The 25,894-nt window shown below is 60.9% G+C and carries 25 protein-coding genes and 2 pseudogenes; 20 read left to right on the top strand and 7 right to left on the bottom strand.

Annotation, left to right across the window (positions count from 1 at the left end; genetic code table 11):
• Positions 1–17: 17 nt before the first annotated feature.
• Positions 18–890: pseudogene (locus MU516_RS16225) on the bottom strand (IS110 family RNA-guided transposase); the annotation flags it as partial.
• 240 nt (positions 891–1,130) lie between these two features.
• On the opposite strand from MU516_RS16225, the gene MU516_RS16220 reads away from it, so the two are divergent.
• From MU516_RS16220 to MU516_RS16190, 7 genes are all read left to right on the top strand, one after another.
• Positions 1,131–2,564, top strand: coding sequence for a GMC oxidoreductase (locus MU516_RS16220; RefSeq protein WP_260278319.1), 1,434 nt, complete (start codon positions 1,131–1,133; stop codon positions 2,562–2,564).
• Positions 2,564–3,061 (top strand): VOC family protein, encoded by a 498-nt coding sequence (locus MU516_RS16215; protein ID WP_260278318.1) that lies wholly within the window; start codon positions 2,564–2,566, stop codon positions 3,059–3,061. The genes MU516_RS16220 and MU516_RS16215 overlap by 1 nt, the downstream gene beginning before the upstream one ends.
• A 400-nt stretch (positions 3,062–3,461) precedes the next feature.
• On the top strand, positions 3,462–3,614 hold the full coding sequence (locus tag MU516_RS16210) for a hypothetical protein (protein WP_260278317.1): 153 nt from the start codon (positions 3,462–3,464) through the stop codon (positions 3,612–3,614).
• 113 nt (positions 3,615–3,727) lie between these two features.
• Positions 3,728–4,930, top strand: coding sequence for a radical SAM protein (locus tag MU516_RS16205; protein ID WP_260278316.1), 1,203 nt, complete (start codon positions 3,728–3,730; stop codon positions 4,928–4,930).
• Positions 4,927–5,538 (top strand): 2OG-Fe(II) oxygenase family protein, encoded by a 612-nt coding sequence (locus tag MU516_RS16200; protein WP_260278315.1) that lies wholly within the window; start codon positions 4,927–4,929, stop codon positions 5,536–5,538. Before MU516_RS16205 ends, MU516_RS16200 begins: the two co-directional genes overlap by 4 nt.
• 62 nt (positions 5,539–5,600) lie before the next feature.
• Complete coding sequence (locus MU516_RS16195; RefSeq protein WP_260278314.1) at positions 5,601–6,371, top strand: hypothetical protein; 771 nt, start codon at positions 5,601–5,603, stop codon at positions 6,369–6,371.
• Positions 6,372–7,148 (top strand): sulfotransferase domain-containing protein, encoded by a 777-nt coding sequence (locus tag MU516_RS16190; protein ID WP_260278313.1) that lies wholly within the window; start codon positions 6,372–6,374, stop codon positions 7,146–7,148.
• On the opposite strand, the gene MU516_RS16185 is transcribed toward MU516_RS16190, so the two are convergent.
• Entirely contained in the window at positions 7,139–8,029 is an 891-nt protein-coding gene (locus MU516_RS16185) for a hypothetical protein (protein ID WP_260278312.1), read from the bottom strand. The genes MU516_RS16190 and MU516_RS16185 overlap by 10 nt on opposite strands.
• A gap of 1,310 nt (positions 8,030–9,339) precedes the next feature.
• Entirely contained in the window at positions 9,340–10,491 is a 1,152-nt protein-coding gene (gene mobQ, locus MU516_RS16180; protein WP_260278311.1) for a MobQ family relaxase, read from the bottom strand.
• Between the two features lie 645 nt (positions 10,492–11,136).
• Here mobQ and MU516_RS16175 point away from each other — a divergent pair.
• The 11 genes from MU516_RS16175 to MU516_RS16125 all read left to right on the top strand — a co-directional run bounded on the left by MU516_RS16175 (position 11,137) and on the right by MU516_RS16125 (position 19,239).
• Positions 11,137–11,475 carry a mobilization protein gene (locus MU516_RS16175; RefSeq protein ID WP_260278310.1) on the top strand — a complete coding sequence of 113 codons (339 nt, stop codon included), beginning with the start codon at positions 11,137–11,139 and terminating at the stop codon, positions 11,473–11,475.
• Positions 11,472–12,311 (top strand): type IV secretory system conjugative DNA transfer family protein, encoded by an 840-nt coding sequence (locus MU516_RS16170; protein WP_260278309.1) that lies wholly within the window; start codon positions 11,472–11,474, stop codon positions 12,309–12,311. Before MU516_RS16175 ends, MU516_RS16170 begins: the two co-directional genes overlap by 4 nt.
• Positions 12,312–12,328: 17 nt before the next feature.
• On the top strand, positions 12,329–12,820 hold the full coding sequence (locus MU516_RS16165) for a hypothetical protein (protein WP_260278308.1): 492 nt from the start codon (positions 12,329–12,331) through the stop codon (positions 12,818–12,820).
• A gap of 395 nt (positions 12,821–13,215) precedes the next feature.
• Positions 13,216–14,244 (top strand): replication initiator protein A, encoded by a 1,029-nt coding sequence (locus MU516_RS16160; protein WP_260278307.1) that lies wholly within the window; start codon positions 13,216–13,218, stop codon positions 14,242–14,244.
• Positions 14,245–14,303: 59 nt separating this feature from the next.
• Positions 14,304–14,972: a ParA family partition ATPase gene (parA, locus tag MU516_RS16155; protein ID WP_311319117.1), complete on the top strand. Its 669-nt coding sequence runs from the start codon at positions 14,304–14,306 to the stop codon at positions 14,970–14,972.
• A complete protein-coding gene (locus tag MU516_RS16150) occupies positions 14,920–15,219 on the top strand; it encodes a hypothetical protein (protein WP_260278306.1) in 300 nt (99 codons plus the stop codon). Before parA ends, MU516_RS16150 begins: the two co-directional genes overlap by 53 nt.
• 356 nt (positions 15,220–15,575) lie before the next feature.
• Complete coding sequence (locus tag MU516_RS16145; RefSeq protein ID WP_260278305.1) at positions 15,576–15,830, top strand: type II toxin-antitoxin system HicA family toxin; 255 nt, start codon at positions 15,576–15,578, stop codon at positions 15,828–15,830.
• A complete protein-coding gene (locus MU516_RS16140; RefSeq protein ID WP_260278304.1) occupies positions 15,827–16,159 on the top strand; it encodes a type II toxin-antitoxin system HicB family antitoxin in 333 nt (110 codons plus the stop codon). The genes MU516_RS16145 and MU516_RS16140 overlap by 4 nt, the downstream gene beginning before the upstream one ends.
• A 218-nt stretch (positions 16,160–16,377) precedes the next feature.
• Positions 16,378–16,707, top strand: coding sequence for an H-NS histone family protein (locus MU516_RS16135; RefSeq protein WP_260278303.1), 330 nt, complete (start codon positions 16,378–16,380; stop codon positions 16,705–16,707).
• A gap of 499 nt (positions 16,708–17,206) precedes the next feature.
• Positions 17,207–19,024: a glutamine--fructose-6-phosphate transaminase (isomerizing) gene (glmS, locus tag MU516_RS16130; RefSeq protein ID WP_260278302.1), complete on the top strand. Its 1,818-nt coding sequence runs from the start codon at positions 17,207–17,209 to the stop codon at positions 19,022–19,024.
• Positions 19,025–19,050: 26 nt separating this feature from the next.
• Positions 19,051–19,239 carry a hypothetical protein gene (locus MU516_RS16125; RefSeq protein ID WP_260278301.1) on the top strand — a complete coding sequence of 63 codons (189 nt, stop codon included), beginning with the start codon at positions 19,051–19,053 and terminating at the stop codon, positions 19,237–19,239.
• A 76-nt stretch (positions 19,240–19,315) separates the two neighbouring features.
• Here the strand turns inward: MU516_RS16125 and MU516_RS16120 are convergent.
• The 3 genes and pseudogenes from MU516_RS16120 to MU516_RS16110 form a co-directional block, all read right to left on the bottom strand.
• Positions 19,316–19,534: pseudogene (locus MU516_RS16120) on the bottom strand (IS5/IS1182 family transposase); the annotation flags it as partial.
• Positions 19,535–19,687: 153 nt separating this feature from the next.
• Positions 19,688–20,386: an IS110 family RNA-guided transposase gene (locus MU516_RS16115; RefSeq protein WP_260278300.1), complete on the bottom strand. Its 699-nt coding sequence runs from the start codon at positions 20,384–20,386 to the stop codon at positions 19,688–19,690.
• A gap of 115 nt (positions 20,387–20,501) precedes the next feature.
• On the bottom strand, positions 20,502–21,632 hold the full coding sequence (locus MU516_RS16110) for an MraY family glycosyltransferase (RefSeq protein WP_260278299.1): 1,131 nt from the start codon (positions 21,630–21,632) through the stop codon (positions 20,502–20,504).
• 461 nt (positions 21,633–22,093) lie between these two features.
• On the opposite strand from MU516_RS16110, the gene MU516_RS16105 reads away from it, so the two are divergent.
• Positions 22,094–24,298 carry a YjbH domain-containing protein gene (locus MU516_RS16105; RefSeq protein WP_260278298.1) on the top strand — a complete coding sequence of 735 codons (2,205 nt, stop codon included), beginning with the start codon at positions 22,094–22,096 and terminating at the stop codon, positions 24,296–24,298.
• A complete protein-coding gene (locus MU516_RS16100) occupies positions 24,295–24,945 on the top strand; it encodes a YjbF family lipoprotein (protein ID WP_260278297.1) in 651 nt (216 codons plus the stop codon). Before MU516_RS16105 ends, MU516_RS16100 begins: the two co-directional genes overlap by 4 nt.
• 154 nt (positions 24,946–25,099) lie before the next feature.
• On the opposite strand, the gene MU516_RS16095 is transcribed toward MU516_RS16100, so the two are convergent.
• Positions 25,100–25,879 carry an IS256 family transposase gene (locus MU516_RS16095; RefSeq protein ID WP_425606875.1) on the bottom strand — a complete coding sequence of 260 codons (780 nt, stop codon included), beginning with the start codon at positions 25,877–25,879 and terminating at the stop codon, positions 25,100–25,102.
• Positions 25,880–25,894 lie beyond the last annotated feature (15 nt).

The raw sequence follows: 25,894 nt of genomic DNA, 5'->3' as shown, positions 1-25,894 counted from the left end.
GTCAGACCGGACGGTTACCCCGCTCTCACCTGTCGAAGCAATGAAGTCGCGCCCACGACGAGTGTTTTGCGCAAAACCTCATCGCCTGCTCGCGTGATGACACCTGGTCTGACTTTACCGGCAGTCGAGTGATCCCGGGGCGTCAGCCCCATCCAGGCCGCAAACTGCCTTCCAGATGTAAACTGCTCCGGTGCGGGCGCTTTCATCACCAACAAAACCGCACCGATCGGCCCGACACCGGGGATCGTTGCGAGGCGACGACAGCACTCGTCGCTTCGGTACCAGGTCATTAGTTTCGCCTCTATCTCCTTAAGGCGTTCCTTCATCTGCGCGAACTCTGCCGCCAGTTCCGCAAACAGATCGCGCGCAAGGGCAGGAATGGTCTCATCAGCCATGATCCGGTCCAGCAGGCGCGGAATATGACAGAGGCCTTTGGCTGCGGTAGTTCCGAATTCAGCAGCATAGCCGCGGATCGTATTGGCCAGCTGCGTTCGGTCGGCGACCGCACGTTCACGCAAGCCGACCAGCATCAATGCCGCTTGTTGCTCGGCGCTCTTCACAGGCACGAACCGCATTGTCGGGCGGCTCATCGCCTCGCATAGCGCCTCGGCGTCGGCCGCATCATTCTTGCCGCGCTTGACGTAGGGCTTCGCAAGCTGCGGCGCAATTAGCTTGACCTCATGACCGAACCCTCCAAGCAGCCGCGCCCAATAATGCGAGGCACCACACGCTTCGATTGCGATGATGGTCGGCGGGCACTTCGCAAAGAAATCCACCATTTCCTTGCGGCGCATCTTCCTGCGCAGAACCGGTTGTTCGGCGGCGTTCACACCGTGCAGTTGGAAGACGTGCTTTGACGTATCCATGCCATAACGAATAATCTTGTCCACGGACGGCTCCTTCGTTTGAGTTCTTCGACGACTCAATCTGGCACATTTCGATGCCATTCGGGGGCCGTCCACTCCAACAAGGTGGGTCTGCGATGATCCACATAGGAGGACGGTCATGTCGGGGGGCGGTCACATCATCAACGCCGGGTGGGTGGCATAACTTCCGATTCTTCGGATACTTGCATCAAGCGTGATTGCGCCTGATCACGCTGTAATAATTTTTCCACTGGTCCCGCCTTTATGATTCTCGACGCCCGCCAAGACCTTGTAAATCTCAATCGTTCGGCTGACCTGGTCATCGTCGGATCCGGGCATGTTGGCATGCGGCTGGCCGAAGAACTAGCCGATGCTGCAAACATCCTGATCGTGGAATCGGGCGGCTTTGGCGCGGACGACGACACCGAGGCGCTCAACGCGGGGGACGTCATCGGCCTTCCCTACCCTCTCACATCCACGCGGACGCGCCAGTTCGGAGGCTCGAGCCACCTCTGGGCCGGCTACTGCGCGCCCTTCGACCGGCAGGACTTCGAGCCCCGCTCATGGGTGCCGTTCAGCGGCTGGCCCTTCCCGGCCAGCGAGCTGGACCCCTTCGTAGAAAGGGCTGCCCTCAGGCTGAACCTTAGCCGCCCCGCGTTCGGCGCCCGTGAGGTGGCAACCGAAGAAGGCGTCGCCTTGCCACGGGAGATCCTCGAGCGTGCCTCTCTCTGGCGCTTCGGTGCGCCGACCATGAGGATTGACCAATCGGTCCAGGCACTCGTCATGCATGAGAACGTCTCGGTTCTGATCAATGCCACCGCAGCCGAAATAGCCGTCGATGCGACGGGAAGCGAGGCACGTCGGCTTGTGATCCGCACACTCAACGGCCGGCAGGGATCGATCACGGCCAAGCAGATCGTGCTCGCCTGTGGTGGCATCGAGACCGCTCGTCTTCTGCTCAATTCCGATGCCCAGATGGCAGGAGGTCTCGGCAACCGCCACGACATCGTCGGACGCTTCTTCATGGAACACCCCCATCAGCAAGTCGCGTCCTTTTCCCTCGACGCGGAGAAGGATCTGGCCGGATGGATCACGCGACTTCGGAGCGGCTGGGGCGATGAGATCATGTTCAACCTCGGTATCTCGTCGAAAGAGCAGGAGGACCACCGCATTCTCAATGCGCGCGCTCACATCTACCGGACGCCCGCCATGAGCGACGAGGAATCGCCACTACTTGGCTTGTTTGCCGAACAGGCACCAAATCCCGCCAGCAGAGTCATCCTGATCGATTGCCGCGACGCACTAGGTATGCGGCGTATCGCGCTCGACTGGCGATTGACAGACCTGGATTGGCGAACCTTCGAGGAAACCGGCACGGTTTTAGGCGCAGCGCTCGAAGCGGCGCGGTTCGGCCGTCGCCGCCAACTGAGATCGCTGCGACGCGACAATACCTCCATCCTACATTCGAACCATCACTTGGGAACGACCCGCATGGCTGCAAATCCAGAGCTTGGCGTCGTCGACGCAAACGCTCGTCTGCATGGGCTCGAAAATCTTTACATCATGAGCGGTGGCATCTTTCCTACGGTGAGTTGGGCGAACCCGACGCTCACACTGTTGGCTCTAACGCTGCGACTTGCCGAGCACCTGAAAACCAAGTTTGCGTCGTCCCAACCGAAAGCAGGGAGTAACACTTGATGGCCGGATACTCGCACGTGGGTCTAGGAACCCACGACATGGAAAAGACAATCTGGTTCTACCGTGACGTCCTCGGCTTCGCAATCGTCGCCGAACAAAACGCGACCGTCGCCGAAGGCGGCATCGTACGTCTCGTCTATTTCGACGTGGGAGAGGGTGGCTTCATCGTCTTCATGCAAGGGACCAATGTTCCACAGTTGCCGGTCGATTTCGACACCGGAATCAATGGCCAGCTCGGTGTGCCACCGGGCATGTACCATTACGCCTTCAAGGAATCCTCGCTCGAAGGCCTGTCGGCACGCCGGGACCAGCTGGAGAATGCCGGTGTACAGGTCTCGGATCTCGTCGACCATGGCTATGCGCAGGCCATCTATGTTATGGACCCCAACGGGCTTCAACTGGAGTTCTGCTGGCAGGTCCGCCATTTTGGCCCGCAAGACCTGAGCCAGTCTTCGGTCGTCACGGTCGCCGATCCCGAACCGCCTCGAAAGCCCTAATCCATGTCCTCAGTACCTGCATGGGGTCGGCGCGTAACTCGGCTCCAAGGAAAGCTTCTCCTTTCCCGTAGTCCTCGGACGACGCCCCAATTTGGAGATGCCGCGGGCCGTCGCCGAGTCACTGAAATCAGTTCAAAAACTCACACGACGCCGCCTGCCTGTATCCGGGTTAGGTTTTCGTTGACCACACCGTCGCCGGACAGGCAGCGGACGTAGTCTATGACATTGCCACGGCGATCACGCACCCCGGCCATTAGGCCCAGAAAGTAATTTAGAAACCGCCAGCTCCTGTCCAAGGAGCAAAAAGCATTTCACAGGATCACTTGAAAACATGGCTTGTTGTTTTTCGCAATTGTGTCATCGTGACTGTCGTTAGTCCATAAAAGCGAGGTTCAGACACATGCAGCAATCCAACGCCACCGTTTCCAATCGCATCGCCGATGCTGCGACCGCACGTCGGGATGGTGCCCTCGCGGATCACGTGATCGTGGAATGTGCCGAGAAGAATGACGGCACGCTCTCCAACAGCTGGGGTCCGGCGATGCGCCGCTAGGCGCCAGTTTACAAGAGGGAGGCGTGGTCAGATTTCGGCGCCTCTCCGTCCTTCTTGACCAAGGCGCAGGTTTGGCCGTACCGCGATTTTCATTCTCAAGACCGGAGACGCCCGTGTCCTCCGAGTATCGGATTGACTTGGTAGTGCTTCAAGGCACCCCCTTCTGCAACCTCAACTGCACCTATTGCGACCTGAGCCGCGAGAGCCGCCGGACGCGGATCCTCATGGCGCCGGAGCTGATTGAGCGAAGCTTTCGCGAGATCTTCGAGAGCCCATTCCTCGGCGACACGTTGACGGTGATCTGGCACTCTGGCGAGCCACTGACGCTCCCGATCGCTTACTACGACGACGCGATCGGCCTCATCTTGGCGATCCGCACGGCTTGCGGGCGCGATGACATTGACGTGCGCTTCGATATCCAGACGAACGGTGTACTAATCGACGAGGCATGGTGCGCATTCTTTGTGCGACACGCCGCCCATCTCGACCTTGGGATGAGCTGCGACGGCCCCGCCGGGATGCACGATGCTTTTCGTAGGAACTGGAGCGGGCGAGCGAGCCATGCCGCGGTCGTCCGTGCGTTCGACCTTCTGGCGGCACACGGGATCGCGCCGAAAGTCATTGCCGTCGTCACGGACCGGACACTCGACGATCCTGACGCCTTCTTCGAGTTTTTCTGGGAGCGCCGCGCCCAGATCCGAGGTTTCCATTTCAACGCGCTGGCAGATGGTGGCGCCGCTGCGGACCCCGCACTGAATTACGATACGTCCGATCGTGAGCGGTACCGCAGCTTCTACAGACGGCTCATCCATTTGGCGACGTCGCACGCGGGGCACGACGATGCCTTCGAGATCGGCAACCTGACGCATGGACTGCGCCGCATTCTTGCTGCCGGCGACGCCGACGAGCCCGAAGCTCAGGCCACCGCGCCGCTACAGTCACTCAACATCGACGCGAACGGGTTCGTGACGAGCTTCTACGCCGGCCTCGCACCGGATGCGTTCCCTGAGCGCTACGAAGGTGGAGTGACGCTCGGCAATATTCTCGATACCACTCTTCAAGAAATCGCTGGCTCGCCAAAGCTCTCCTCCATCGCACGCGACTTTGAGCGGAGTCGCGCGGCCTGCGCCGCAGCCTGCCCCTACTTCGGAGTTTGCCCCGGCGGGTTTGAGCTGACGAAGCTCGCGCGCCACGGTGATTTCGACGGATCCGAGACGCCGGAATGTGCCATCCATGTTAAGGCGTTGACCGACGCGCTGCTCGACGACCTAGAGTCGCATGCCGCGGATTCGGCGCGTCACCGGGTATCGGCGTGAGCGAGGCGGTGCTTGCACCGGTCGACCACGAGGCCGTGGCCCTGAGCATCGCCCACTACGGCTTTGCGGCCCTTCCGGGAGCCGTTGCCGCGCCAGCCCTATCGGCGATGCGGGCTGAGGCGCGTGCACAGCTTGTCGATGCCATGCTCGCCGAAAATACCGCGGGCACCTTGAGATACCGTGCGCATCTGACGTCCTTAGGACCGCATGCGCTCAGTTTTCTACGGAGCCCAACTCTCATCGACCTGCTCGCTCGCCACTTTGGTAGCCGCTATTCCCTGTCGGAAGAGATCAGTTGCCTGACGCGTTACGACGCCGGCTCTCACTTGGGCGCGCATCTCGACACGCCACGTGATCGCTGCGCAGCCACGGTCCTCGTCTATCTAGAGGCGGAAGGGCCCGACCCGAAAGGTCGGGAGACGGGGCTCGTCCTCCACGTCTACGGCGAGGAGCCCGATAGCGTCGCCAGCCCGCGATTGACGATTCCCACCGTGGCCGGCTCGATCGTTCTTGGTCGCGGCTCCAGGATCTGGCACGAAAGACCTGCGCTAGCGCCGGAAGAGAGCGTGGTAGCAATTACCGGATGTTATGGATTTCAAAGACCGTGATTTAAAAATCGGGGGCGAATTTGACAAATGGCTTACTTATCGGTTTTCTAGCTGGGCTACCGGTGGCCATAATTCAACTTGCCATCGCTTATCTTTACATAGATAAGCGGCTTAAAAAGCTTAACGAGATTAAGAAAACGGAAGATTGGTCCGCAAGTCAACGCGAGTTCTATGCACACTGCCTCTCGATCAGCTTGAGCGTGACTCGAGCTCTTAGATACTATATTCCCGAACGCGATGGAAGAGCGCACATACGACAAAATTTCGAAAAAGCGCTCGATGAGATCGTGGAAAAGAATGCGATTTTTGATGTTGCCGCCCGATTTTCATTAAGCGGCCTATCTGACGATGTGCAATCGCAAGTATCTCTTATTTCTGTAAAGTTATCTCAAGCTTCTAGCGCAGCACAAATTACAGGAAGAAAACTGAAGCGGCTCTCAAACAACCTGCCGCACCTCAGTGAGGTTTCAGATAGCGGCATGATCGCATATACAATTGAAGCATCTGGAAATTCAGGGATATTTTCTGATAAGTATTATAGAGACTTGTATGTTATATCAACAAGTATTTCTGAATTGATCGAACATGTGCGCGAGGCCGCCGACGGGTTGAGCATACTTGTCGAGAAGCATTCAAGCAACAAATTCCTCAACGAAAGCAAGGTATACTTCAATCTTCGCCATTCAAATGCCACGCCAGAGTCGGATAAATTAAATATAAAAGAATTTTCAGATTACCTCAGGAAAATAGCTGATCTTATTCGCCATCCTGGGATTTGCTTTGCTCTAGTGGATGAGTTTGAAGAGATGCCAAGCGCAGCCAGTGTGAACTAGTTGGATTTTAAACACAAGACATATGCGCATCTTGCGCCGGAGTTCGTTCTGCATTCTGCGGAAAGTTACGAACGGCATGTCGCAATGCCGACCCCTGTAGGTCAAATTCCCGCTGAGTGGAGCTTCGTCATCAACAGTATGCCCAAGTCCGGTACGTTGTGGGTTGCGGCGATGCTGTCGGCGGCGCTACCGGAGAATGCCCAGACTCGGGTCAACTTCTCCCATGCCTGTGATGGACCAAGTGAGTTGACCGCCCACGGTATACGCTGCGTCGTTCTCGTGAGGGACCTCAGAGACATTGTCGTCTCATGGTTCCACGAGACACGTCGCAACGACCTACGGGCGGGTTACGATGTCCCGCGCTTTGCAAGCGTCGAAACGTTCTACTTCGAGCATCTGCTCGGACTCTTACGCACCAGTCCCCGTTTCGGTCAGGGAAATCTGGAGCCTTGGCTCGACTTCGTCTCAGCGCGGGCCTTCCCAATCCTACGTTTCGAAGATCTCCTAGCCCGCCCCGAGAAGAGCCTGGCGAAGGTAATGACCTTCTGGAAGATTAGGATACCCTCAGAGAAGATCGTGAAAATCGCCAAGGCGCATCATTTTGAAACGATGGCGCGCGCACGAGGCGGAGGAAGCGTTCCGGTGGAGCGGTGGATCTCTGAGGGGCACCTGCACCGAGGGCGGTGCGGAGATTGGCGCAGCGAGATGTCGGGGCGTGTTGAGCGCGACATCTCGGCGCGCTTCGCCATCTACCAAGAACGGCTCGGCTACGCCTGACCAGAATGGACGGGTGGGGACATGTGGCGCATCAGTACGACGAGGCGCGCACTCCGGCCGGCGACATCAGCGGAGATGTGCGGCGTACCGAGGCGACGATCCACCTGACCATCAGGCCCGATCATCCCGTCATACAGAAGGACGTCACCGGTGCCGGGTACGAGGACCGGCGCGCCCGCGGCGACGGCGTCGAGTTCGTCGAGCCCCACTGGCCCCGCGCAACCGAGATCGCTCATCCGCAGCGTGGGAAGAAACATGGCACCACCCCACGGACTCCAGCCACGCTCCAACAGCGCCGCGATGGCCGTCTCACGTCGACCATAGTACTCGTCGGCATGCAGTCGGGGGGTGAGCGTCGCCAAGGGCGCAGAGGCGTCTTTGGCAAGGACGATAGTGATCTGCTCCACAAGAAGCGAGCCTCCCGCATCGGCTGTCGCGGTCTGGAGCCCTCGGATCGCGTCGAGTAGCGCCCGCGTGACGGGCCTCAGACCCTCGCCTCCCTCGGCGATCCGGTCGAAGAATTTCGCGTCGCCGTTCGACGACGTGCGCCGGTTGTAAGGTCGGATCCACCAAGTGCAGCGGACGTTGCCCCGCGCGGGCGCCTCCAGCCCCGCGGCGGCCCGCAACGCGCCAAGGCCGGTCTCATCCAAGGGCGGATCGTGTCCGGTGGGATCCTGGCTGTCCGATCGAGCGAACATCCAATGGTGACCCTTCGGCAGGGGAAGCGTCTCGACCAAGTCGATCGACCACGCGGGCGTGGCAAAGGCGGCCGCGAGAGACGGGCTCCATAGCCCCTTTTCAAGGATGAGGAGATCGGGACGGGCACCTGAGGCCGCGGCATCGGCAGAGTAAAGCGCGCCAATATCCCGGTCGATCCGCACCTGACCTGGAAAATCTTTTGCAACGCTATGTGCGGATCGACGCATGGGGACTGGCTTGCAGGTTCGTGCGATGATTATCCTTTTTAGGAAAGCTTAACAATTCGGCGCGAGCCTGCCAAAGGAAAATCGATGCCCTCTCCTATTTCGCATGTTACGAGCGCGCCGCTGCGCTGCCAGCCACTTCCGCGGGACACTTGCGGGTTTCCTGGCACGCACCGGGCGCTACTTCCGGCGGTGACAAACTCGGCTCATCGTTTGTCGAGCGACGGGCGCTCTCTCTGGATCGACGGTCAGGACGTTTCCCATCATGCCGCCGACCCGCGCGCGGCCAACGTCGCGGCCTCTCTGGGTCTCATTGACGGGCCCGCCCAGAGTTCGGGCGGGGACGTGTCCTCTCCTTTACTCATCTGCTTGGAAGACAGTTGGTCAGGACATGCGCTGGCGTGGATGCTGCGGGGCACCCCCCCGGGCACACCTGTAACTCTGTTGCATCTCGACGACCACCTAGATCTTGGGCCCACGCTACTCGCATGGACACCCTCGGGGGCTCTCGTGGATCCGATGCGCCGCTGCTTATTCGACGCGGCCGATCCGAAGGACTGGATCGGCGCGATAGGCAGCGGGGCTGTGAACATCGGGAATTGGCTAACCGCGGTGCTTCTGGGCCTTATGGCTCGCCCCGGGGCAGGACCCGTCGAAGTGCATCATCTTGTGCCGCCTGGGAACGGGCATATACCGCTTGGTCAGTCTGCGATCCTCCCAGTCCCATTGGGCTATAGCTTCCTCCCAGACCACACCTTCGCGGGTGTAGAGCGCCAAGGCGCAGATGCGGGGCTGCATCGATACCTCGCCACTCAGGACGTCGACGCTGTCTTCAGCACGCAATCCGAGGGGATTGTCATCCTTCATATTGACCTAGACGTCTTCGCCAACGATTTTAACGGCGGATCTACGGCGTGCCCGCCCTACCGGCTCAGTAGCGCCGCTTGGCAGAGCACTGTGCTGAGTGCTATCGGCCGTGTCCGCGGACTCCTGTCTGGCATCGTAGTGGCGACGTCCCCGGGCTTCTGCGCGGCTTGGCGTTGGCGCGGGCTTCTCGCCTCCATCCAAAGCGCGCTAGGGGATCCTGTATCGAGGGCGCGTTGAGCCGCCTGACGTGGCATGGCCTGTCCGTCGGGCCCCCGCCAGCCCGCATAGCGCTCCTGCATGTGCTCTCGCAGCTCTACCATCGCATCCCCTCTTATAGATGCGACAGGTCCAGTCTGCGTCAGCTGCGTCAACAGGTTTGGTGCGATATTGAACGTATGGCGCTATAGCTCAAACCCATCATCGAGTCCGATATCCCGTTCCCTGTTTCGTCCCCTGTCGCGTTCCTCGCCAACATCCGGCACCTCCCGCTCTTTTCCGAGCAGATCGGCCAGCCGCTCATTGACCCCCTTCTGTGATTGCGCGCGCCCATCCCGTGCACCTTTCCCGATGATCTCCGCCAGCCTGTCGCGCAAGTCGCCGGCATCGCTACCCTCCCCCAGCTCCTCACCGACCCCGTCCTTCCCCACGGCGGCCCTGAGCGCGGCCAGCCCGGCACTGACCCGCCCCTCGCCCTGCTCACGGGCGATCCCGTAGGCGTCGCGCGCGATCTCCAACCGCTCCCGCATTTCGGCGAAGAGCGCCCGCGCCTGGCGGGCGGCGTGCACCTTCGCCCCCCGTTCCGTCACCGGCACGTAATCCCGGCCCTCGGCCGCGGCCGCGCGCATCTCGCGGCGCTCCATCGCGTTGGCCGCCGGCCCCAGCTTCACTTCTGGCGCCCGGTCCAGTGTCTCGGCCGCCAGCGCATCGCCCTGCTCCAGCGCCACGGCGCGCTGCGCCTCCAGCGAGCGATGATCGACCCGCTCTCCCACGCCGGCGCGCTCCAACGCCCGGTTCTGCAGTTGGCCCCAGAGCGCCCGCATTTCCTCGATCTCCGCGCCGCCAGTCTGCGCGGCATCGAGAATGCGGGTCTTGGCGCCCAGCCCCCCGGCGCCAAGCGCCCGCGTGGTGGTCAGCACATGGGCATGGTGGTTGCGCTGGTCGCCCTCGCGATGCGGCGCATGGATCGCCACATCGGCCGCCACGCCGTAGCGATCGACCAGGGCCTGCGCGAAGTCGCGGGCGATCGCCGAGCGGTCGGCATCGGATATCTCGACCGGCAGGGCCAGCTCCCATTCGCGGGCGGTGACGGAATTGCGGCGGGTCTCGCGCGCCTCGGCGGCATTCCACAGCGCGGCCCGGTCCTGCGCCCAGACCGGCGAATCCTCCGGCACGACGATGAAGGTCTCCGCCACGCCGCCCTTGGCGGAATAGTCATGCACGCGCCCCTCCCGGTGGCAGACAATGACAGAGCCGGAGCGATAGGCCGCGGCCGCTGTCGCCGAGCGGCCGGCCGACCGCTTCACGGTCTTTACCGAGAGATGGTAGCTGGCCATGCCGCGCCCTCCTCCGGTGACGACCGTCGGCGTTCCCCTGCCGTCCATCTGCCCGCCAAAATGCGCGGCAGAGGATGATCGGGGACGCCGATCTTTTCCGTTCCCTGCCGCCCCCCGGAAGGCTGGGCAGGGAGCGGAAAAGATAGCCCGGCCGAGACGGTCAGCAGGACCGTCGAGTGCCAGGCTCTCCTGTACCGCGCCACCGCCTGCCCTGCCCCATAACTGGCGGCAGGCCGGCGCATGGCACAGGCGGCGCGCAGCTTGCGTGCCTGGCGCGGATCGGGGCCACCATGGCCCCACGAGATCCGTGGCATCCGGCGCGCCGACTCTGACGCCAGACCGCCCGCAAAGGGCCAGTCGAGGCGGAAGAGGCCCTGCGCGCCGGCGGGCAATCCAACAGCCCATGTTGGCCCGGGATGGTTTGGAAGGGGCGGCGCGCCGTTCCATCTCGATGCGCGTCGCATCGACGGGGTTCGCCATCGGCCGGGGCTTTGCCCCGGGGAGATCGCACGCAAATCTCGAAACCTCAGGTTGAGAGTTTGCATAAGTGCGCCCTTGTCCTTTAGAGGCCTACGGGTACGCGCTACCGGTTGTGCTGGCAAGCACCGTTTCAACTTGGCTCATTTTATCACGGAGATCATTCCCATGGCGGAAACCGAGCTCGAACGCGCCGAGAAGCGTTATGCCCAGGCCAAGGCAAGGTTGCAGGCGCTGAAGAACCGGGAATCCGCAAAACAGCGCAAGCTCGATACCCGCCGCAAGGTCATCCTCGGCGGGGCGCTGATCGATCTCGCGGGGCGCGACGATGCCGCCGCCCGGATGCTCGACCGGCTGATCCGCAACCTGCCCCGCGACCAGGACCGGAAAGCCTTCGAAGGCTGGAGCGCGGAACGCGATGCGGCAGGATCGGGTGAGGAGAACGCGGAGGGCTCTGCCTCCCCTGCCCCGGCTGTCGGGGATGCTGACGCGGGTACGACCGGATGAGCCGGGTCATTGGCCGGCTGTTCCGGTTCCTCGCCGGGTCGGCCGCGATGGCGATCGCGGTGCCCTGGCTGCTCTTCCAGCTGGCGGTCCTGCTGCTGCTGGCCTCGGGCGCGGCGATCGTCACCTTCATGCTGGTCCGGGCCCTGATCCTCGGGGAAGCGGTGGTGACCGATCCGACCTCCGCGGTGGGTCGGCTGGGATTCCTCGTCGTGCAGCTGGCCTTCTGGGCGCTGGCGGTACGTTTCTGGGCCTATCTCCACGGCTTCGATCACCTCTTCGCCCGGCGCGGCAACAGCCACGGCTCGGCCCGCTTCAGCTCGAAGGCGGAACGCGCCGGCAAGGCCGAGCGCGAGGCTGCCTCTGTCATGTCGAACGCGCAGCGCCATACCCGTTTCCTCGACAGCCCGCGCATCATCGCGGCACTGTCCCGGACGGAGGTGGATTTTGCCGATCTGCGCCGGGGCGTGACCTCGATCTTCCTCGTCCTGCCGCCGAACCGGCTCGATGCCTATAGCCGCTGGCTGCACCTGATGGTGTCCCAGGCCCTCCAGGACATCGCCCGGGCCGCGGAACGCCCCGCAGACGCCCTGAACGGCCCTGGGAGCGCCACAGAGGCGCTGGAGGCCCCCGAGGAAGCTCAGGAGCGCGGAAAGTCGCCAGACCGGCGCACAACCGCCCCGCTCGCCCGCGACCTGCTGACGCCCGACGAGATCATGCAGATGCCGGCCCATCTCCAGCTGCTGCGCGTGCAGGGCCAGCCTGTCATGCTGGCCGAAAAGCTGCGCTATTACGCCGATCCCAGGTTCAGGGATCTCTTTACGCCGCAACCCGCCTGACAGGAGGCCCTGTACCCATGCCCGATCAATATCCCGGCACCCGCGCCCTTTCCGACGCGGCCCTGCGCGAAACCCTCGATCTCCTGGGCCAGGTCGTGGCCAGCATGTCGGCGCGCATCGACACGCAGGGCGAGAAGATCGATGAACAGGAACGGCTCATCGTGATGATGATGGAGGCACTGGCCGACACACGCGATGCGGCCCGCCGCGCCGCGAAGCAGACCGACGCGAAAACCTATGCCGGGCAGATGGTCGAGGCGCTGGACGCCAATCTCGATCCGCTGTTCCAGAAGCTCGAAAACGCCATCGAGGGGATCAACCGACAGCATCGGGAAACCACGGACAGGCTCAAGCAGTTGGAACAGGCGGAAAACGCTGGTCTCGACAAGCTGCGCCAGGAGCTCACGGACGCCAGCGCGTGGCGGCGAAAGGTGCCCGTCATCTGGGCCAGTGCTGCCGGTCTGGTCATCGTGCTGACGCTCGGTCTGACCCTGCTCTTCTCAGCATGATAACGGGGCAAGAAGCGCTGCCGGTTTTTTCTCGAGGTTATCTTGTTGGCGGTCCGCTGGTACTGTCGCTATCGGACTGTTCTATCAGTGGTAAACGGTGATGTGCTGATGGGATGTATTCAATTGTGGTAATGTGGTTTTGTGTGCAGCGAGGTTTCAGCCTCAGGGAGTTAAACTAGAGTTATATAGAGTTACACTTTGGATTGTTCCGATTAAGTGACTGTTAAATATAAAAAAATAAGAATGCTCGGTGTGTGAAATGACGAATCTCGGTGTGTAGAATGACGAATCTAAGTGTGTGAAATGACGAGTCTTGACGAGGAGTGTGTGAAATGACGATAGTACCCTATGGTGTGTGAAATGACGAACCTTGAACTTGTTTTGCGGTGTGTGAAATGACGAATTCACGCTCCCCGCTACTGCCGAACCGCCATCCGCAAAAAGACCTGTTCGTGTGCGATATCGTGGATGCCGTACCGAAGGGCGATATGGCCTCGATGGAACACCCGGTCTTCACCCTTTCAACGAAGCCGGATATGAAGCCTCGGCGGTATCAGAATGGCGAGAACTTCATCGAAGTGTCGCCGTCCCGGAACGGGCTGGCCACCGTGCATGACCGCGATGTGCTGATTTACTGCATCAGCCAGTGCATGGCAGCACTCAATGAAGGTCGAACGGTAAGCCGGACGCTGCGGTTCAAGGCGCATGAGCTACTCGTGGCGACAAATAGGCAGGCGTCAGGTCAAGGCTACAAGCTGCTCAAGGACGCACTTCGGCGGCTGCAAGGGACGCAGATCGAAACGAACATCCGCCAGGGGGGCAAGGAATATTTCAGGGTCTTCGGCCTCATCGAGTCTGCGGAAATTGTAAGGGAAACCCGCGACGGGCGGATGCAAGATGTCGAGATTACCCTGTCTGACTGGGTTTTCGACGCCATAGAGAACAACCATGTTCTGACGCTGAACAAAGAATACTTCTTCCTTCGCAAGCCCCTCGAACGGAGGCTTTACGAGCTGGCGCGAAAGCATTGCGGGTCTCAGCCAAAATGGAAATGCGGCATTGAGCTCTTGCGAGACAAGTGTGGGTCGGGTTCGACCACCAAGGAATTCCGCCGCCTGCTCGGCAAAATTATCGAGGATGATGCGGTGCACGACCACATGCCCGATTACCTTATGAGCATCGAGGGCGATAACGTTGTTTTTCGGCCCAAGGCGGCTGAGGCGGTGGTCGCCCTGCCCTTCCAAGCTTTGCGCTTCAAGAATCTTGAAACCCACGACGAAGCGCGGCGTCTTGCGCCTGGCTGGGATGTCTATGCGCTCGAAAGCGAATGGCGGTCTTGGGTCCACGACAAGGCTATCGACGTGAAGGACGCAGATAAGCACTTCTTGGCGTTCTGCAAGAAACGCGGCGCATACAGGTATTAAAAAGCACATATGTGGGTTTGTGCCTTTACGTGTTCCCGCCAATGTGGTTAGGTTGTTTCATGATAATATCTTTCCTGAACCAAAAAGGCGGTGTCGGCAAAACCACCCTATCGGTGAACGTGGCAGGCTGTCTGGCACGTCAAGGACATAGGGTGTTGCTGATTGATGCAGACAAGCAGGGTTCGGCCACGACTTGGGCGAGCTTGCGAGAAGACGCGCCGTTCCAAGTCGTAAGCATGGCGCGAGCGAACATGGCACGGGACGCGCTCAAACTGGCGCAGGATTACGACCACACAATCATCGACGGGCCACCCCACGCCGAAGAGATTGCCCGGTCCTGTATCGTTGCCTCTGACTTCGTGGCGCTCCCGATTGAACCCTCGGGGCTTTCGACCTGGGCCTCCGACCTGACGGTGCGCCAAGTGAAGGAAGCACAAGAATTCAAGCCATCCCTAAAATGTGGTTTTGTGGTTTCCCGCAAAATAGGGAAAACCGTGATTGGCCGGGATATCCGCAACATGGCCGCAGAAGCGGGCTTGCCGATTTTGGAAAGCGAAATCGAGCAGCGAGTCGCCTTCGCGGAAGGCATGACCATGGGGCAAACAATTTTCGAGTGGGCAGGTGATAGCAACGCAGCCCGTGAGATTGAGCGCCTTACGAAAGAGATTGAGCAGTATGTCAAAGAAGACGTTTTCAGGGGCTCCGAAGCCAAAGCAGCCCACGGATGACCAAATCCTCGCGTTCGAGCAGGGCGGTGCAGGACATGACACGACACGGACATCGACGCCGGTGGCGAAAGCTATGGCGACGAACGAACCAACAAAGCGCCTGAGCCTCGATCTTCCGGCCAGCCTGCACACGCGGTTTAAGACCGCTTGTAGTGCGACCGACCGAAAGATGGTCGGTGAGCTGCAAGCATACATCGAGGTGCGGACCAAAGAACTCGAAGATGAGGCAGGAATAACCCGCAAATGAACAAATACACAAAAGTGGGTTTGTGTAAAGCATGGTGCCAAACCATATTTATGATTTAAAAACAGAGGGGAGGGCGGTGATGCAAAAGGCTTCGCTCGAACAAAAACACACGCAGAGTTAAGAACGAGAGAAGCCCTTGGGCCACTTGGACCGGTCGAAGAGAAGAACGCACCGGACATGTTGTACACGGCGGGTGAGGCAATCTCGGCTGAGGCCGAGAAACTCGGCATCAGCCAGGGCCAACTGATTGAACAGATGTGGGATGTTTACAATTCCCGATAGTCGCTTGCGAAAAATCCCTCTATCATAAGCATGGATATGCTTGCATTTTTTGCTAGCAATTGCAATATAGCTTGATGAACAGCAAACACCGCAAGACCTTGGCAATCGTCTTCACAGACCCGGTGTCCGGCACCGTCGAATGGTCGGCAATCGAGCGCTTGCTTGTCGCCGCTGGCGCACAGGTAATCGAAGGGCGCGGCTCGCGTGTGCGGTTTGAGAAGGATGGGGAGGTCGAGACGTTTCACCGCCCGCACCCTGCCAAGGAAGCCAAACGCTACCAGGTACGCGCCGCCCGTGCGTTTCTGGAACGGATCGGAGTGACGCCATGACCAATTCCATGACCTACAAAGGCTACTCGGCCCGCATCGAGTATGATGATGACGATGGGATCTTCACCGGACGCCTCGCCGGTATCCGTGATGGTGTCGGCTTTCATGCAGACACGGTTGAAGGATTGCGCGATGCCTTTCATGAGGCGGTAGAAGATTACATCGAAACCTGTGTAAAGATCGGCAAGGAACCGCAAAAGACTTTCTCGGGGCAGGTGATGTTCCGTGTTGATCCCGAAGTGCACCGTAAAGCGGCACTGGCGGCCGAGCTGTCAGGTAAGAGCCTGAATCAATGGGCAGAAGAGGTTCTGGATCGCGCGGCAGGGTAGGGCGCCTTCAAATTGGATGCGGGTATGGCCGCAGAAAAATACTCTGCCCGCGCGGCGGTCTGAACCTGAAGCAGTTGATCATGCTGTCGTGAACTCATCCGGATTCCGACCATCCTCATTGCGCTCCTTGGCTCATGAGGCGATGGCTTAGCGATTGAACTCTACTCTCAAAACGGCAATAGGACGCAGTGATGAAATAAGTTGATGGAATAACGATTATGTCAGTGATCGACCTGGAAAAACTTGACTTGCCGCAATTGAAGGCGCTGCAGCACGATATCGAGAAGCGTATTTCTGACTATGCAGATCGCCAGCGCCGCGAGGCCTATGAGGCCGCGAACGCCGCGGCCCGCCAACACGGGTTTTCGCTGTCGGAACTGGTGACAACGACCAAGGCCGGCAAGGTCAAGGCCCCGGTTGCGCCCAAATACGCCAATCCCGAGAACCCGTCACAAACCTGGTCAGGGCGTGGCCGTCAGCCGAAATGGCTTTCCGAGGCGATCGCCTCCGGGAAGACGGTAGAGGATTTCGCGATCGACAAGGGGTAGGGGCGCTGCCTTCCCGAAGCAGGTGTGTTGCTTGCGGTGTTCTCGGTTATGGGCCCGAAAACCGGGAAGACAGCATCTTTCGATAGCACGCGCTTCTGCTGTGGAGAACAGAAAATCGGGGCGCGATCGGCCGCTACGTCAACAGTCATGATAAGTGCACCTTATCACGAGTAATTGGCAAAGGAAATGTGTGCTTCTGTAATCCGCAGAATTGCGATAATCTGCGGATCCTATGGTTCAGAACCCTTTATCCGATGTCGATGACGACCCGTCGCGGATCATGGATCCCGGGGATCGCGATATGAATGGAACGTGAACTGGATATATCTGCAAAAACTCGTCCTTAGAGTTCATTATCGTTTCATCGTCGTCCCAATTCATTAGATGCCGGGACTGAGTAACTAATGCCTTGAGTAGCAATGTATTACTTGTCAGAAGGCCAGTCTGAGCTTCTTGCGTTGACAAATAGCTCGTTCTGGATGTCATTGGAGAAGAGATAATGTGCGGCATCATCGGCATTCTGGGAAAGCACGAGGTCTCGCCGCAGTTGGTCGATGCGCTGCGGCGGCTGGAATATCGCGGCTATGACAGCGCCGGCGTCGCGACCGTGGACGCGGGCGGCCGGCTGGACCGCCGCCGCGCGGTCGGCAAGCTGATCAACCTGTCCGACCGACTGGTGCACGAGCCGCTGCGCGGTCACGCCGGGATCGGCCACACGCGATGGGCCACCCATGGTGCCGCGACCGAAGCGAACGCGCATCCGCACCGGCACGGGCCGGTCGCGGTCGTCCATAACGGCATCATCGAGAATTTCCGCGAATTGCGGGACGAGCTGATCGCCGCCGGCATTCAGCCGCAATCGCAGACCGATACCGAGACCGTGGCCCTGATGACCGGCCGGCACATGGAACAGGGCCTGTCCCCGGTCGAGGCCGCACGCGCGACGCTGGCCAGGCTGCGCGGCGCCTTCGCGCTGGCCTTCCTGTTCCAGGGCGAGACCGACCTGATGGTCGTCGCCCGCAAGGGCAGCCCGCTGGCCATCGGCCATGGCGCGGGCGAGATGTTCGTCGGCTCGGACGCGGTGGCGCTGGCCCCCTTTACCGACCGCATCACCTATCTTGAGGACGGCGACCACGCCGTGCTGACCCGCGCCGGGGCGCAGGTGTTCGACGGCGACGGCAGCCCGGTCGCCCGCCGCGAGACCCGCATCGACGTGGGCGCGACCGCGATCGACAAGGGCGGCTACCGCCATTTCATGGCTAAGGAGATCGCCGAGCAGCCGGTGGTGATCGGCGATGTGTTGAACCACTATGTCAAGGGCGACCGGATCGTGCTGCCCGACGGGCTTGATTTCGCGGGCGTCGACCGTATCGCGCTGGTCGGCTGCGGCACCGCGCATCTGGCCGGACATGTGGCGCGATACTGGTTCGAGCAGCTGGCCGGACTGCCCTGCGACATCGACGTGGCGTCCGAGTTCCGCTATCGCGAGCCGCCCTTGTCGGCGCAAAGCTGGTTCGTCGCGATCAGCCAGTCGGGCGAGACCGCCGACACGCTGGCCGCGCTGCATTACGCGCGCGACCATGTCGCGCGGACGGTCGGGCTGGTGAATGTCGGCACCTCGGCGATCGCCCGCGACAGCGATATCGCGCTGCCGACGCTGGCCGGGATCGAGGTCAGCGTCGCGTCGTCGAAGGCGTTTACCTGCCAGTTGACGGTTCTGGCGATCCTGGCGCTGAAGGCCGCCCATGACCGGGGCCGGATCGGCGATGCGGACCTGGCCCGGCACCTGGCCGACCTGCGCCGCATCCCCGGCCTTATGCAACAGGCGCTGGACCTGTCGGATGATTGCCGGGTGCTGTCCGAATGGCTGTCCCAGGCACAGGACGTGCTGTATCTGGGACGCGGCGCCCTGTTCCCGGTGGCGCTGGAAGGCGCGCTGAAGCTGAAGGAGCTAAGCTATATCCACGCCGAGGGCTATGCCTCGGGCGAGCTGAAGCACGGCCCCATCGCGCTGATCGACCGCGACGTGCCGGTGATCGTGCTGGCCCCGCATGACGCGCTGTTCGAAAAGACCGTCTCGAACATGCAGGAGGTGATGGCCCGGCATGGCCAGATCCTGCTGCTGTCGGACCGCGCCGGGATCGCAGCTGCGGGTGACGGCCCCCACGCGACGCTGTGCCTGCCCGAAGGCGGCGGGATCTTTCAGCCGATCCTGTATGCCATCCCGATGCAGTATCTGGCCTATCACAGCGCCGTCGCGAGGGGCACCGACGTCGATCAACCCAGAAACCTTGCAAAATCCGTGACGGTCGAATAGGTCTAAATTAATTTGGAGTAATATGAATGACCAGCAAGAAAAAAGATAGTGACGAAATGATGGCGGAACATTTCTTCGGTAGCTTTGAAGATGATCAGGGAAGGGAAATTAAAGACAATCCCGGGAGTAATACGCCCAGTTCAGCTATCGGAGATCGAAAAATGGCCTTAAAAAAGAAGCTTAATGCAAGTACGCCAGTTACAACAAAGATCTGATGCACGCCTCTGGGAGTTTAATGGCGCTGTTGGATAAATCAGCTGGCGAGCGCAATCCCCCTTTCCCCGGGCACACTTATCCTGCGGCCACGGTCATCGGGATGCCGAGTGCCGTGAAGCGGTTGAGGACCGCCACCCGGATCTGGACCTCCGCCACCTGGCGGTCAAATTCCCGGGACATCAGCCGCTGGCCGAGCAGCTTCACGCAGTTCATTTTCGTCTCGACCCTGCTGCGCCGGTGGTACCCGCTCCAGTTCCGCCAGAGTGCCCGGCCCAGGTGCTTCGATGCTCGCAGGATGAGAACGGCGGTGAGAAAGTCGACCACGGTAGCGGCGGGATGAGCCCGCTGCGGGCGGCGTAAAAGTCGTCCACCTTTACCCTTTCTGGCGACAGGGAGGGCGAGAGGATTTTCACCGTGGATTTGTATCGGAAGGTTCGCCTGGCTTGTTCAGAAGGCATGAGCCAGCGCGAGGCTGCGCGTCAGAGGCCCGACACCAGGCATGGTCTGGAGGCGGCGCGCCTGGTCCGACTGCGTGGCCAGCGTCGAAAGTTTCTTGGTCCGTTCTGTGATACGCGTCGTTTTCTCTGCAATCTGCGCCAGAAGGTCGAGGCACTCTTCCCGGATCAACGCCGGCAAGTCAGAGGACGCATCCTCCACAACGGTTGCTATGCGATTGAGATGGCGTATTCCCGCTGGGAATACATGGCCGTGTTCATAGAGGAGCGCCCGCAACGCGTTTACATCTGCGGTCCGCTGATGAACCAGACGCTCCCGGCCACGGAAAATCGCTGCGCGGGATTGCTGCTGAACTGTCTTGGGTTCAACAAAACGCATCTCGGGTTGACGGGCTGCGATTACGATCGCCTCGGCATCGGCCGCATCATTTTTCTGACGTTTCACAAAGGGGCGCACGTATTGCGGGGCGATCAGCTCTGCGTCGTGTCCACAGGATTCCATCTCGCGAGCCCAATAGTGCGCGCTGCCGCAAGCTTCAAAAACGACCAGGCTCGGCTCCTGCTTGGCCATAAACCCTAAAAACTGTGGTCGCGTCAGCTTCTTGCGAAACTGGACCTCACCCGTTCGCAGGGCACCATGAACCTGGAAAACATTCTTTGCCAGATCGACCCCAATCATCATATCTTTCATACTGCCGTCCTCTCCGTTGTGTGGCTTTCAACACCACGACCTTGGCACATTGCGATGCCGTATGGGGAGGGCGGCAACCACTCCATCTGTAGTACTAAAGGCGAAAGGCTTTAAATCATCCCCTGTTCCGACTTGAACGACGCAATTTGCCAATCCGACGCCGGGCCTTGTGACGGGCGACACGCTTGCGTAGAAAGATATAGCTGCATGTGTAAAGAAATGCACAGAATACAAGAGCTAGTGCCGCGAAAGTCCCATTTCTGGCCAAGACTGCTCCAAGGCAGGTCGGCACGATAATGGCCGGCAGCAGGCAGACCGTTGTCATGGCATTGGCGAATGATCGCTTTTGGCGGCCTTCAGTCGCTATCTCGATGCCGCGGCGGACGATCTGATGGAAATGCAGCCGGTCCGGTTTCCCCAGTGGAGTTCCGCTGATCAGGCGCCGCAGAATGGTGGTTGTCAGTTCCGCCACGGGCCAGAACATGATCAGGATAATCGACGCGATATTGACTTCCGGTACGGCCCTGGCAAGCAGAACGGCGCTCCAAAACAAGACATGACCAATAAAATAGGCCCCACCGTCGCCCAAAAAAATCCGGCTTCTAGGCCAGTTTAAAAGGGCAAAGCCACAGATAGCGGCGGCTAAGAGAATCATTGTCGCGCTGATCGAGGATTGCCCATTCTGATGAGCGGTCCAAGCTAGCGCCAGAGAGCTGGAAATTCCCACGGTGGCAGACAGTCCGTTCATCCCGTCGATCAGGTTGAAGGCGTGTGTATAGGCGGCTGAAAGCAGGATCGTCAGGCAGACCGCGATCGCAGGAACCGCAACTAGCAGAAAATCGATCGTCGGTAGATCCAGGCGGGTGATCATAGCGCCCGACATGTACATGGCGGCTGCGGCGGCAACCATCGATGCGATCAAACGCCGTTGCGCACTGACATCGCCCGATATATCCTCCCAGATGCCCACAACGAAGACAATCAAACCCGACCCCATTAGCATAACCTCTTGGCTCATGGTGCCTTTGGACAGCATCGCGGTCATGAACCCAGAAAAGATCGCTAGTCCTCCAAGGCGCGGCACATCAAAAATATGCGATGCCTGGACCGCGCGCAGGTCACTGGTTCGGCCTTTGCGGGTAAGTGGGTGATGTCTTGTCCCTGCGCAAATATAGGACAACAGCCCGGAAATGAGAAAGGACGTGGTGAGTTGACCAATCAAGACGGTGTTCCAGTCTACAGCCATGTTGGAGGCTCAAAGTTTTGAAGCTGAGTCGAGTATGGCGTGACCCAATGACCCAGCGTGGCGCTGCTAGCAACCTCTGTCTGCAGAAAAGTCTTGCTGGTCGTGTCGCAGATGCTGTGGAAATTGCCCGAGGGCGTGCTCCGGGATGTATAGGTTCGGCTGCTCGAGCGTCTAGCAACTGCCCTGCCTACCGTTTTGGACCGCCGGATGCTGGAGTTTTCCCGCTTGGTCATGGCGACGGGCTGGTTGCGCCGCCGTGGCATCCTGATCAAACCCTGACCTTTCCGAAGGTCGCCCCTCATATACCCTGTCTTGGGACGCTGTCCGCCAGCACTCACCACGACATTCGGATGAGGAAGCGCTTTGGTCGAGTCAACCGGCCTGTCGCTTCATTATCGGGGTGTTAGGTATTGAACCATTCCTATATGACCCGCCAGAAGCAGAACGAGGATACGTGATCCATGCGCAGATCCCCCATCCTGAGACGCCTGATGGCGACGTCCCTGCCGGTGGCCCTGGTGCTGGGGTCCGCCGGCACGACCGCTGTCGCGGAACCGATGTATGCGCGGAACATGTCCACCTATGGCCTGGGGGGCGGCATCGACACGCCCACGGCGGAAACGCTGCCTGACGGCACGCTGGGGGCCACGGTGTCCTGGTCCGACTATGGCCGGCGCAGCAGCGTCGTCTTCCAGGCTCTGCCGGGGCTGACAACGGTGCTGCGCTATTCGCGGGTCGAGGGTATCAACGACTATCGCAACGACGGCTATATTTCGGACCGATCGCTGGATCTTCGCTATCAGGTGCTTGACGAACAGGGATGGCGGCCTGCCGTCGCGGTGGGCTTGCAGGACTTTCTGGGCACCGGCGTCTATTCAGGGGAATACATCGTCGCCACCAAGACCGTCACCCCTTCTGTGCGGGTGTCCGCAGGTCTGGGCTGGGGCGTCCTGGCGGGCAAGCCGCGTATTATCGATAACAGCGGCCAAGGTGGGGAGCCGAATGTTGATGACTGGTTCCGCAGCGGCGCCAAGCCCTTCGCGTCGGTCAGCTGGCAGGTCAATGACCGCCTGAACCTGGTCGCGGAATATTCCAATGAGGAATATGTTGCAAAATACCGAAGCGGGAGTGCCTTCCAGCAAGGCGATGAGCCCGACAACGGTTTGAACCTAGGTGCCTATTACAGCTTCGGCGACAGCTATCAGGTCGGCGTCTATTCCATCGGCGGCAATACCTTTGGCGCGCAGTTCTCGATCCTGCTGAACCCGCGCCAGGCGCCTTATCCTTCCGGGCTGGAGAAGGCCCCAGCCCCGGTGCGCCCGCGCCCTGCGCCCGCTGCCGATCCTGATGGCTGGTCAGGGGTCTGGGCGCAGGATCCGACCGCGCAGCCCGCGATCCAGACCGCGCTTGGCGATGCCATGGCCAAGGAAGGGCAGATCCTGGAAAGCATGGCGCTGTCGTCCAACCGGGCCGAGGTGCGGCTGCGCAACAACCGCTATATCAACCAGGCCGAGGCCATCGGCCACACCGCGCGCCTGATGACCCGCGCCCTGCCCCCTTCGGTGGAAACCTTCGTCATCACCTCGACCACGCAGGGCGTGCCCACGTCCTCCGTCACTCTGCGCCGTTCGGACGTAGAGCGGCTGGAAAACACCGAAGCCGGGCAGATCGCCGACGCGTCCATCCTGTCCGACGCTGCTGCGGGCGCCCCTGGGCTGGTCCGCAGCGAGGGCGTCTATCCGCGGTTCCGCTGGTCCATCAAGCCCTATGTCGATCTGGGCATCTTCAGCGCCGAGGACGGGTTGACCCACGAGGTCGGGGCCGAGGCGCGTGCAAGCTATGAAATCGCGCCCGGCCTGATCCTGACCGGCGCCCTGCGCCAGCGGGCCTTCGGCAATATCGATCAGCGTGGGCCAGGCCGCCGCGATCCTCAAACTGGGCAGCCTATCAGAGGCGAACATTACACGCCCGAGGAATACGAGGCCAACCCTGCCCTTGAAACCACGCCCGAAGGCGTGCCGCGGGTGCGTTCGGACACGCGCATGTACACGGGCAACAAAAGCCCGGTGATCCCGGAACTGACGCTGGCCTGGTATGCCAAGCCCACGCCGACCGTCTATACCCGCGTGACCGCCGGCCTGCTGGAACGCGCCTATGGCGGCGTCTCGACCGAGGTGCTGTGGAAGCCCGCGAATTCCCCCCTGGCCTTCGGGGCCGAGGTGAACCGCGTGAAGAAGCGCGACTTCGACCAGTTGTTCGATTTCCGCGATTACGAGGTCACGATGGGCCATGTCTCGGCCTATTACGAATTCACGCAAGGCTTCACGGCGCAACTGGATGTCGGCAAGTATCTGGCGGGGGACAAGGGCGCGACCCTGACCCTGACGCGCGAATTTGCCAATGGCTGGCGCATCGGGGCCTATGCCACCAAGACCGATCTCTCGGCCGAGGAATTCGGCGAGGGCAGCTTCGACAAGGGCATCACCCTGTCGATCCCGCTTGGCTGGGCGACCGGCCAACCCTCGCGCGAGCGTGTGGATGCCAACCTGCGGTCGCTGTCGCGCGACGGTGGCGCGCAACTGAATGTCCGCGACCGCCTGTATGACCGCGTCCGGGACAGTCATTCCGTCAAACTCTATGAAGGCTGGGGGAGGTTCTGGCGATGAACGGCGCGTTGAAGATCACGCTGGCGGCCGCGTTGCTGGCCGGCCTTGCAGGGTGCGGAAACGACAGCGAAGGCACCGGACCCTTCGGCATCCTGGCCCAGACGGCGGGCCAGGTCGTCGCGCAGCGCAGCGCCGCCGAACAGCCTGCCGCACCGGCTAGATCGCCCGAGGACGCCGCGGCCGAGGCTCTGCGCGTCAATCCCGGTCCGCTTATCCAGGCCGGGTTCGAGAACCTGGGCCGCACGACCGTCATGGCCATGACCGGCCAGAACGGCGCCATGCGCACCTACATGACCCCGGCCGAGGAAGCGCTGATCCTGCGCGACGGGATGCTGGTCGGCACGCGCGGGCTGGGCAATGACCTGTCGGTGGCCGAGCCGGGAACCGAATCCCTGATCCGTGCGGGCGCCGCCGGGACCGGCACCCGGATCATGCGCTATTTCGCGGGCGATGGCGTGGAACGGCCCTTGCAGTTTACCTGCACCGTCGGCGCGGGACCCGCCCCTGGCGTCACGGTGGAGACCTGCGAAGGCCATGGCGCGCGTTTCCAGAACAGCTACATGGTCCAGGGCGGCCAGATCGCCGTGTCGCGCCAATGGATCGGACCCGTGCTTGGCTTTGTGACGATCCAGACGTTGCGGCCCTGACAGGATGGCCGGCCAGCAATTGTTACAAGGGAATATCTAGACCCCATGATCGCGTTGCAAGGTGATTAGGTCGGCGGTCTCTCCCACGGCATTCTGCATGCGAGGGTTGCTCCGGATGACCCAGGAGATATGCTCGAAAGTTGGTGACGCTTGATCAGGCGGCAGCTTGAATGTGGCGGACGCCGTCGCGGAACTCAACCCCGCTGATGACCTCTGGCAGGCGGTTCCGGCCGTCGAGCCTCCGCCATTTCTTCTGCGCCGACATCATCAGCCGGAAGGCCATGGCGAGCCCGGTCTTTCGGCTCAGGCAGCCCTTGGTTCGCCGGGTGCGGTGCCGGACGGTGGCGAAGGTGCTCTCGATCGGATTTGACGTCCGGATATGTTTCCAGTGCTCGGCCGGATAGTCGTAGAGGGTCAGCAGCGCGTCCCGGTCCTTGACCAGCTTGGCCACCGCCTTGTCCCATTTCACGCCGTAGGTTTCGACGAAGAAGTTGAAGGCGACGTTGGCTTCGGCCTTTGTCCCGGCCTGCCAGATGTCGTGCAGGTGTCCTTTGGCCCTGGCCTGCGCCGATTTCGGCAGCGCGTTCAGCACGTTCATGGTCTTGTGCAGCCAGCACCGCTGCTCCTGCGTCGTGGGGAAGACTTCGCGCAGGGCCGTCCAGAAGCCGAGGGCACCGTCGCCGATCGCGAGCTTGGGATCCTGCGTGAGGCCGCGCCGCTTGAGATCGAGCAGCACCTCGCGCCAGCTCTGGGTGCTCTCGCGGAAGCCGTCGGTCATGGCCAGCAGTTCCTTCCGGCCGTATTCATCCGCCCCGACGACCTCAGCCTTCTTGACCCAGTCGTTCAGCGTGTTCGCCGAGCAGCCGATCTTTGCTGCGATCGACGTGATCGCCTGCCAGCGAGATCCGTGCTGCCCCTCGTTGTCGAGAACCATCCGCACGGCGCGCTC

Origin of the sequence: Paracoccus maritimus (assembly GCF_025195095.1) — a bacterium.
In the GTDB taxonomy this organism is placed as follows: domain Bacteria; phylum Pseudomonadota; class Alphaproteobacteria; order Rhodobacterales; family Rhodobacteraceae; genus Paracoccus; species Paracoccus maritimus.
The sequence above is the reverse complement of the archived record's forward strand: the minus strand, read 5'-3'. Positions and strand labels throughout refer to the sequence as shown.

Excerpts from the sequence above, each read along its gene's own strand:
- parA (WP_311319117.1), top strand. The coding sequence starts at position 14,304 with ATGATAATATCTTTCCTGAACCAAAAAGGCGGTGTCGGCAAAACCACC.
- MU516_RS16100 (WP_260278297.1), top strand. The coding sequence starts at position 24,295 with ATGAACGGCGCGTTGAAGATCACGCTGGCGGCCGCGTTGCTGGCCGGC.
- MU516_RS16105 (WP_260278298.1), top strand. The coding sequence starts at position 22,094 with ATGCGCAGATCCCCCATCCTGAGACGCCTGATGGCGACGTCCCTGCCG.
- MU516_RS16175 (WP_260278310.1), top strand. The coding sequence starts at position 11,137 with ATGGCGGAAACCGAGCTCGAACGCGCCGAGAAGCGTTATGCCCAGGCC.
- MU516_RS16160 (WP_260278307.1), top strand. The coding sequence starts at position 13,216 with ATGACGAATTCACGCTCCCCGCTACTGCCGAACCGCCATCCGCAAAAA.
- MU516_RS16170 (WP_260278309.1), top strand. The coding sequence starts at position 11,472 with ATGAGCCGGGTCATTGGCCGGCTGTTCCGGTTCCTCGCCGGGTCGGCC.
- MU516_RS16095 (WP_425606875.1), bottom strand. The coding sequence starts at position 25,879 with ATGGTTCTCGACAACGAGGGGCAGCACGGATCTCGCTGGCAGGCGATC.
- MU516_RS16150 (WP_260278306.1), top strand. The coding sequence starts at position 14,920 with ATGTCAAAGAAGACGTTTTCAGGGGCTCCGAAGCCAAAGCAGCCCACG.
- MU516_RS16135 (WP_260278303.1), top strand. The coding sequence starts at position 16,378 with ATGTCAGTGATCGACCTGGAAAAACTTGACTTGCCGCAATTGAAGGCG.
- MU516_RS16115 (WP_260278300.1), bottom strand. The coding sequence starts at position 20,386 with ATGAAAGATATGATGATTGGGGTCGATCTGGCAAAGAATGTTTTCCAG.
- MU516_RS16145 (WP_260278305.1), top strand. The coding sequence starts at position 15,576 with ATGAACAGCAAACACCGCAAGACCTTGGCAATCGTCTTCACAGACCCG.
- MU516_RS16215 (WP_260278318.1), top strand. The coding sequence starts at position 2,564 with ATGGCCGGATACTCGCACGTGGGTCTAGGAACCCACGACATGGAAAAG.
- glmS (WP_260278302.1), top strand. The coding sequence starts at position 17,207 with ATGTGCGGCATCATCGGCATTCTGGGAAAGCACGAGGTCTCGCCGCAG.
- mobQ (WP_260278311.1), bottom strand. The coding sequence starts at position 10,491 with ATGGCCAGCTACCATCTCTCGGTAAAGACCGTGAAGCGGTCGGCCGGC.
- MU516_RS16110 (WP_260278299.1), bottom strand. The coding sequence starts at position 21,632 with ATGGCTGTAGACTGGAACACCGTCTTGATTGGTCAACTCACCACGTCC.
- MU516_RS16210 (WP_260278317.1), top strand. The coding sequence starts at position 3,462 with ATGCAGCAATCCAACGCCACCGTTTCCAATCGCATCGCCGATGCTGCG.
- MU516_RS16165 (WP_260278308.1), top strand. The coding sequence starts at position 12,329 with ATGCCCGATCAATATCCCGGCACCCGCGCCCTTTCCGACGCGGCCCTG.
- MU516_RS16125 (WP_260278301.1), top strand. The coding sequence starts at position 19,051 with ATGACCAGCAAGAAAAAAGATAGTGACGAAATGATGGCGGAACATTTC.
- MU516_RS16140 (WP_260278304.1), top strand. The coding sequence starts at position 15,827 with ATGACCAATTCCATGACCTACAAAGGCTACTCGGCCCGCATCGAGTAT.
- MU516_RS16220 (WP_260278319.1), top strand. The coding sequence starts at position 1,131 with ATGATTCTCGACGCCCGCCAAGACCTTGTAAATCTCAATCGTTCGGCT.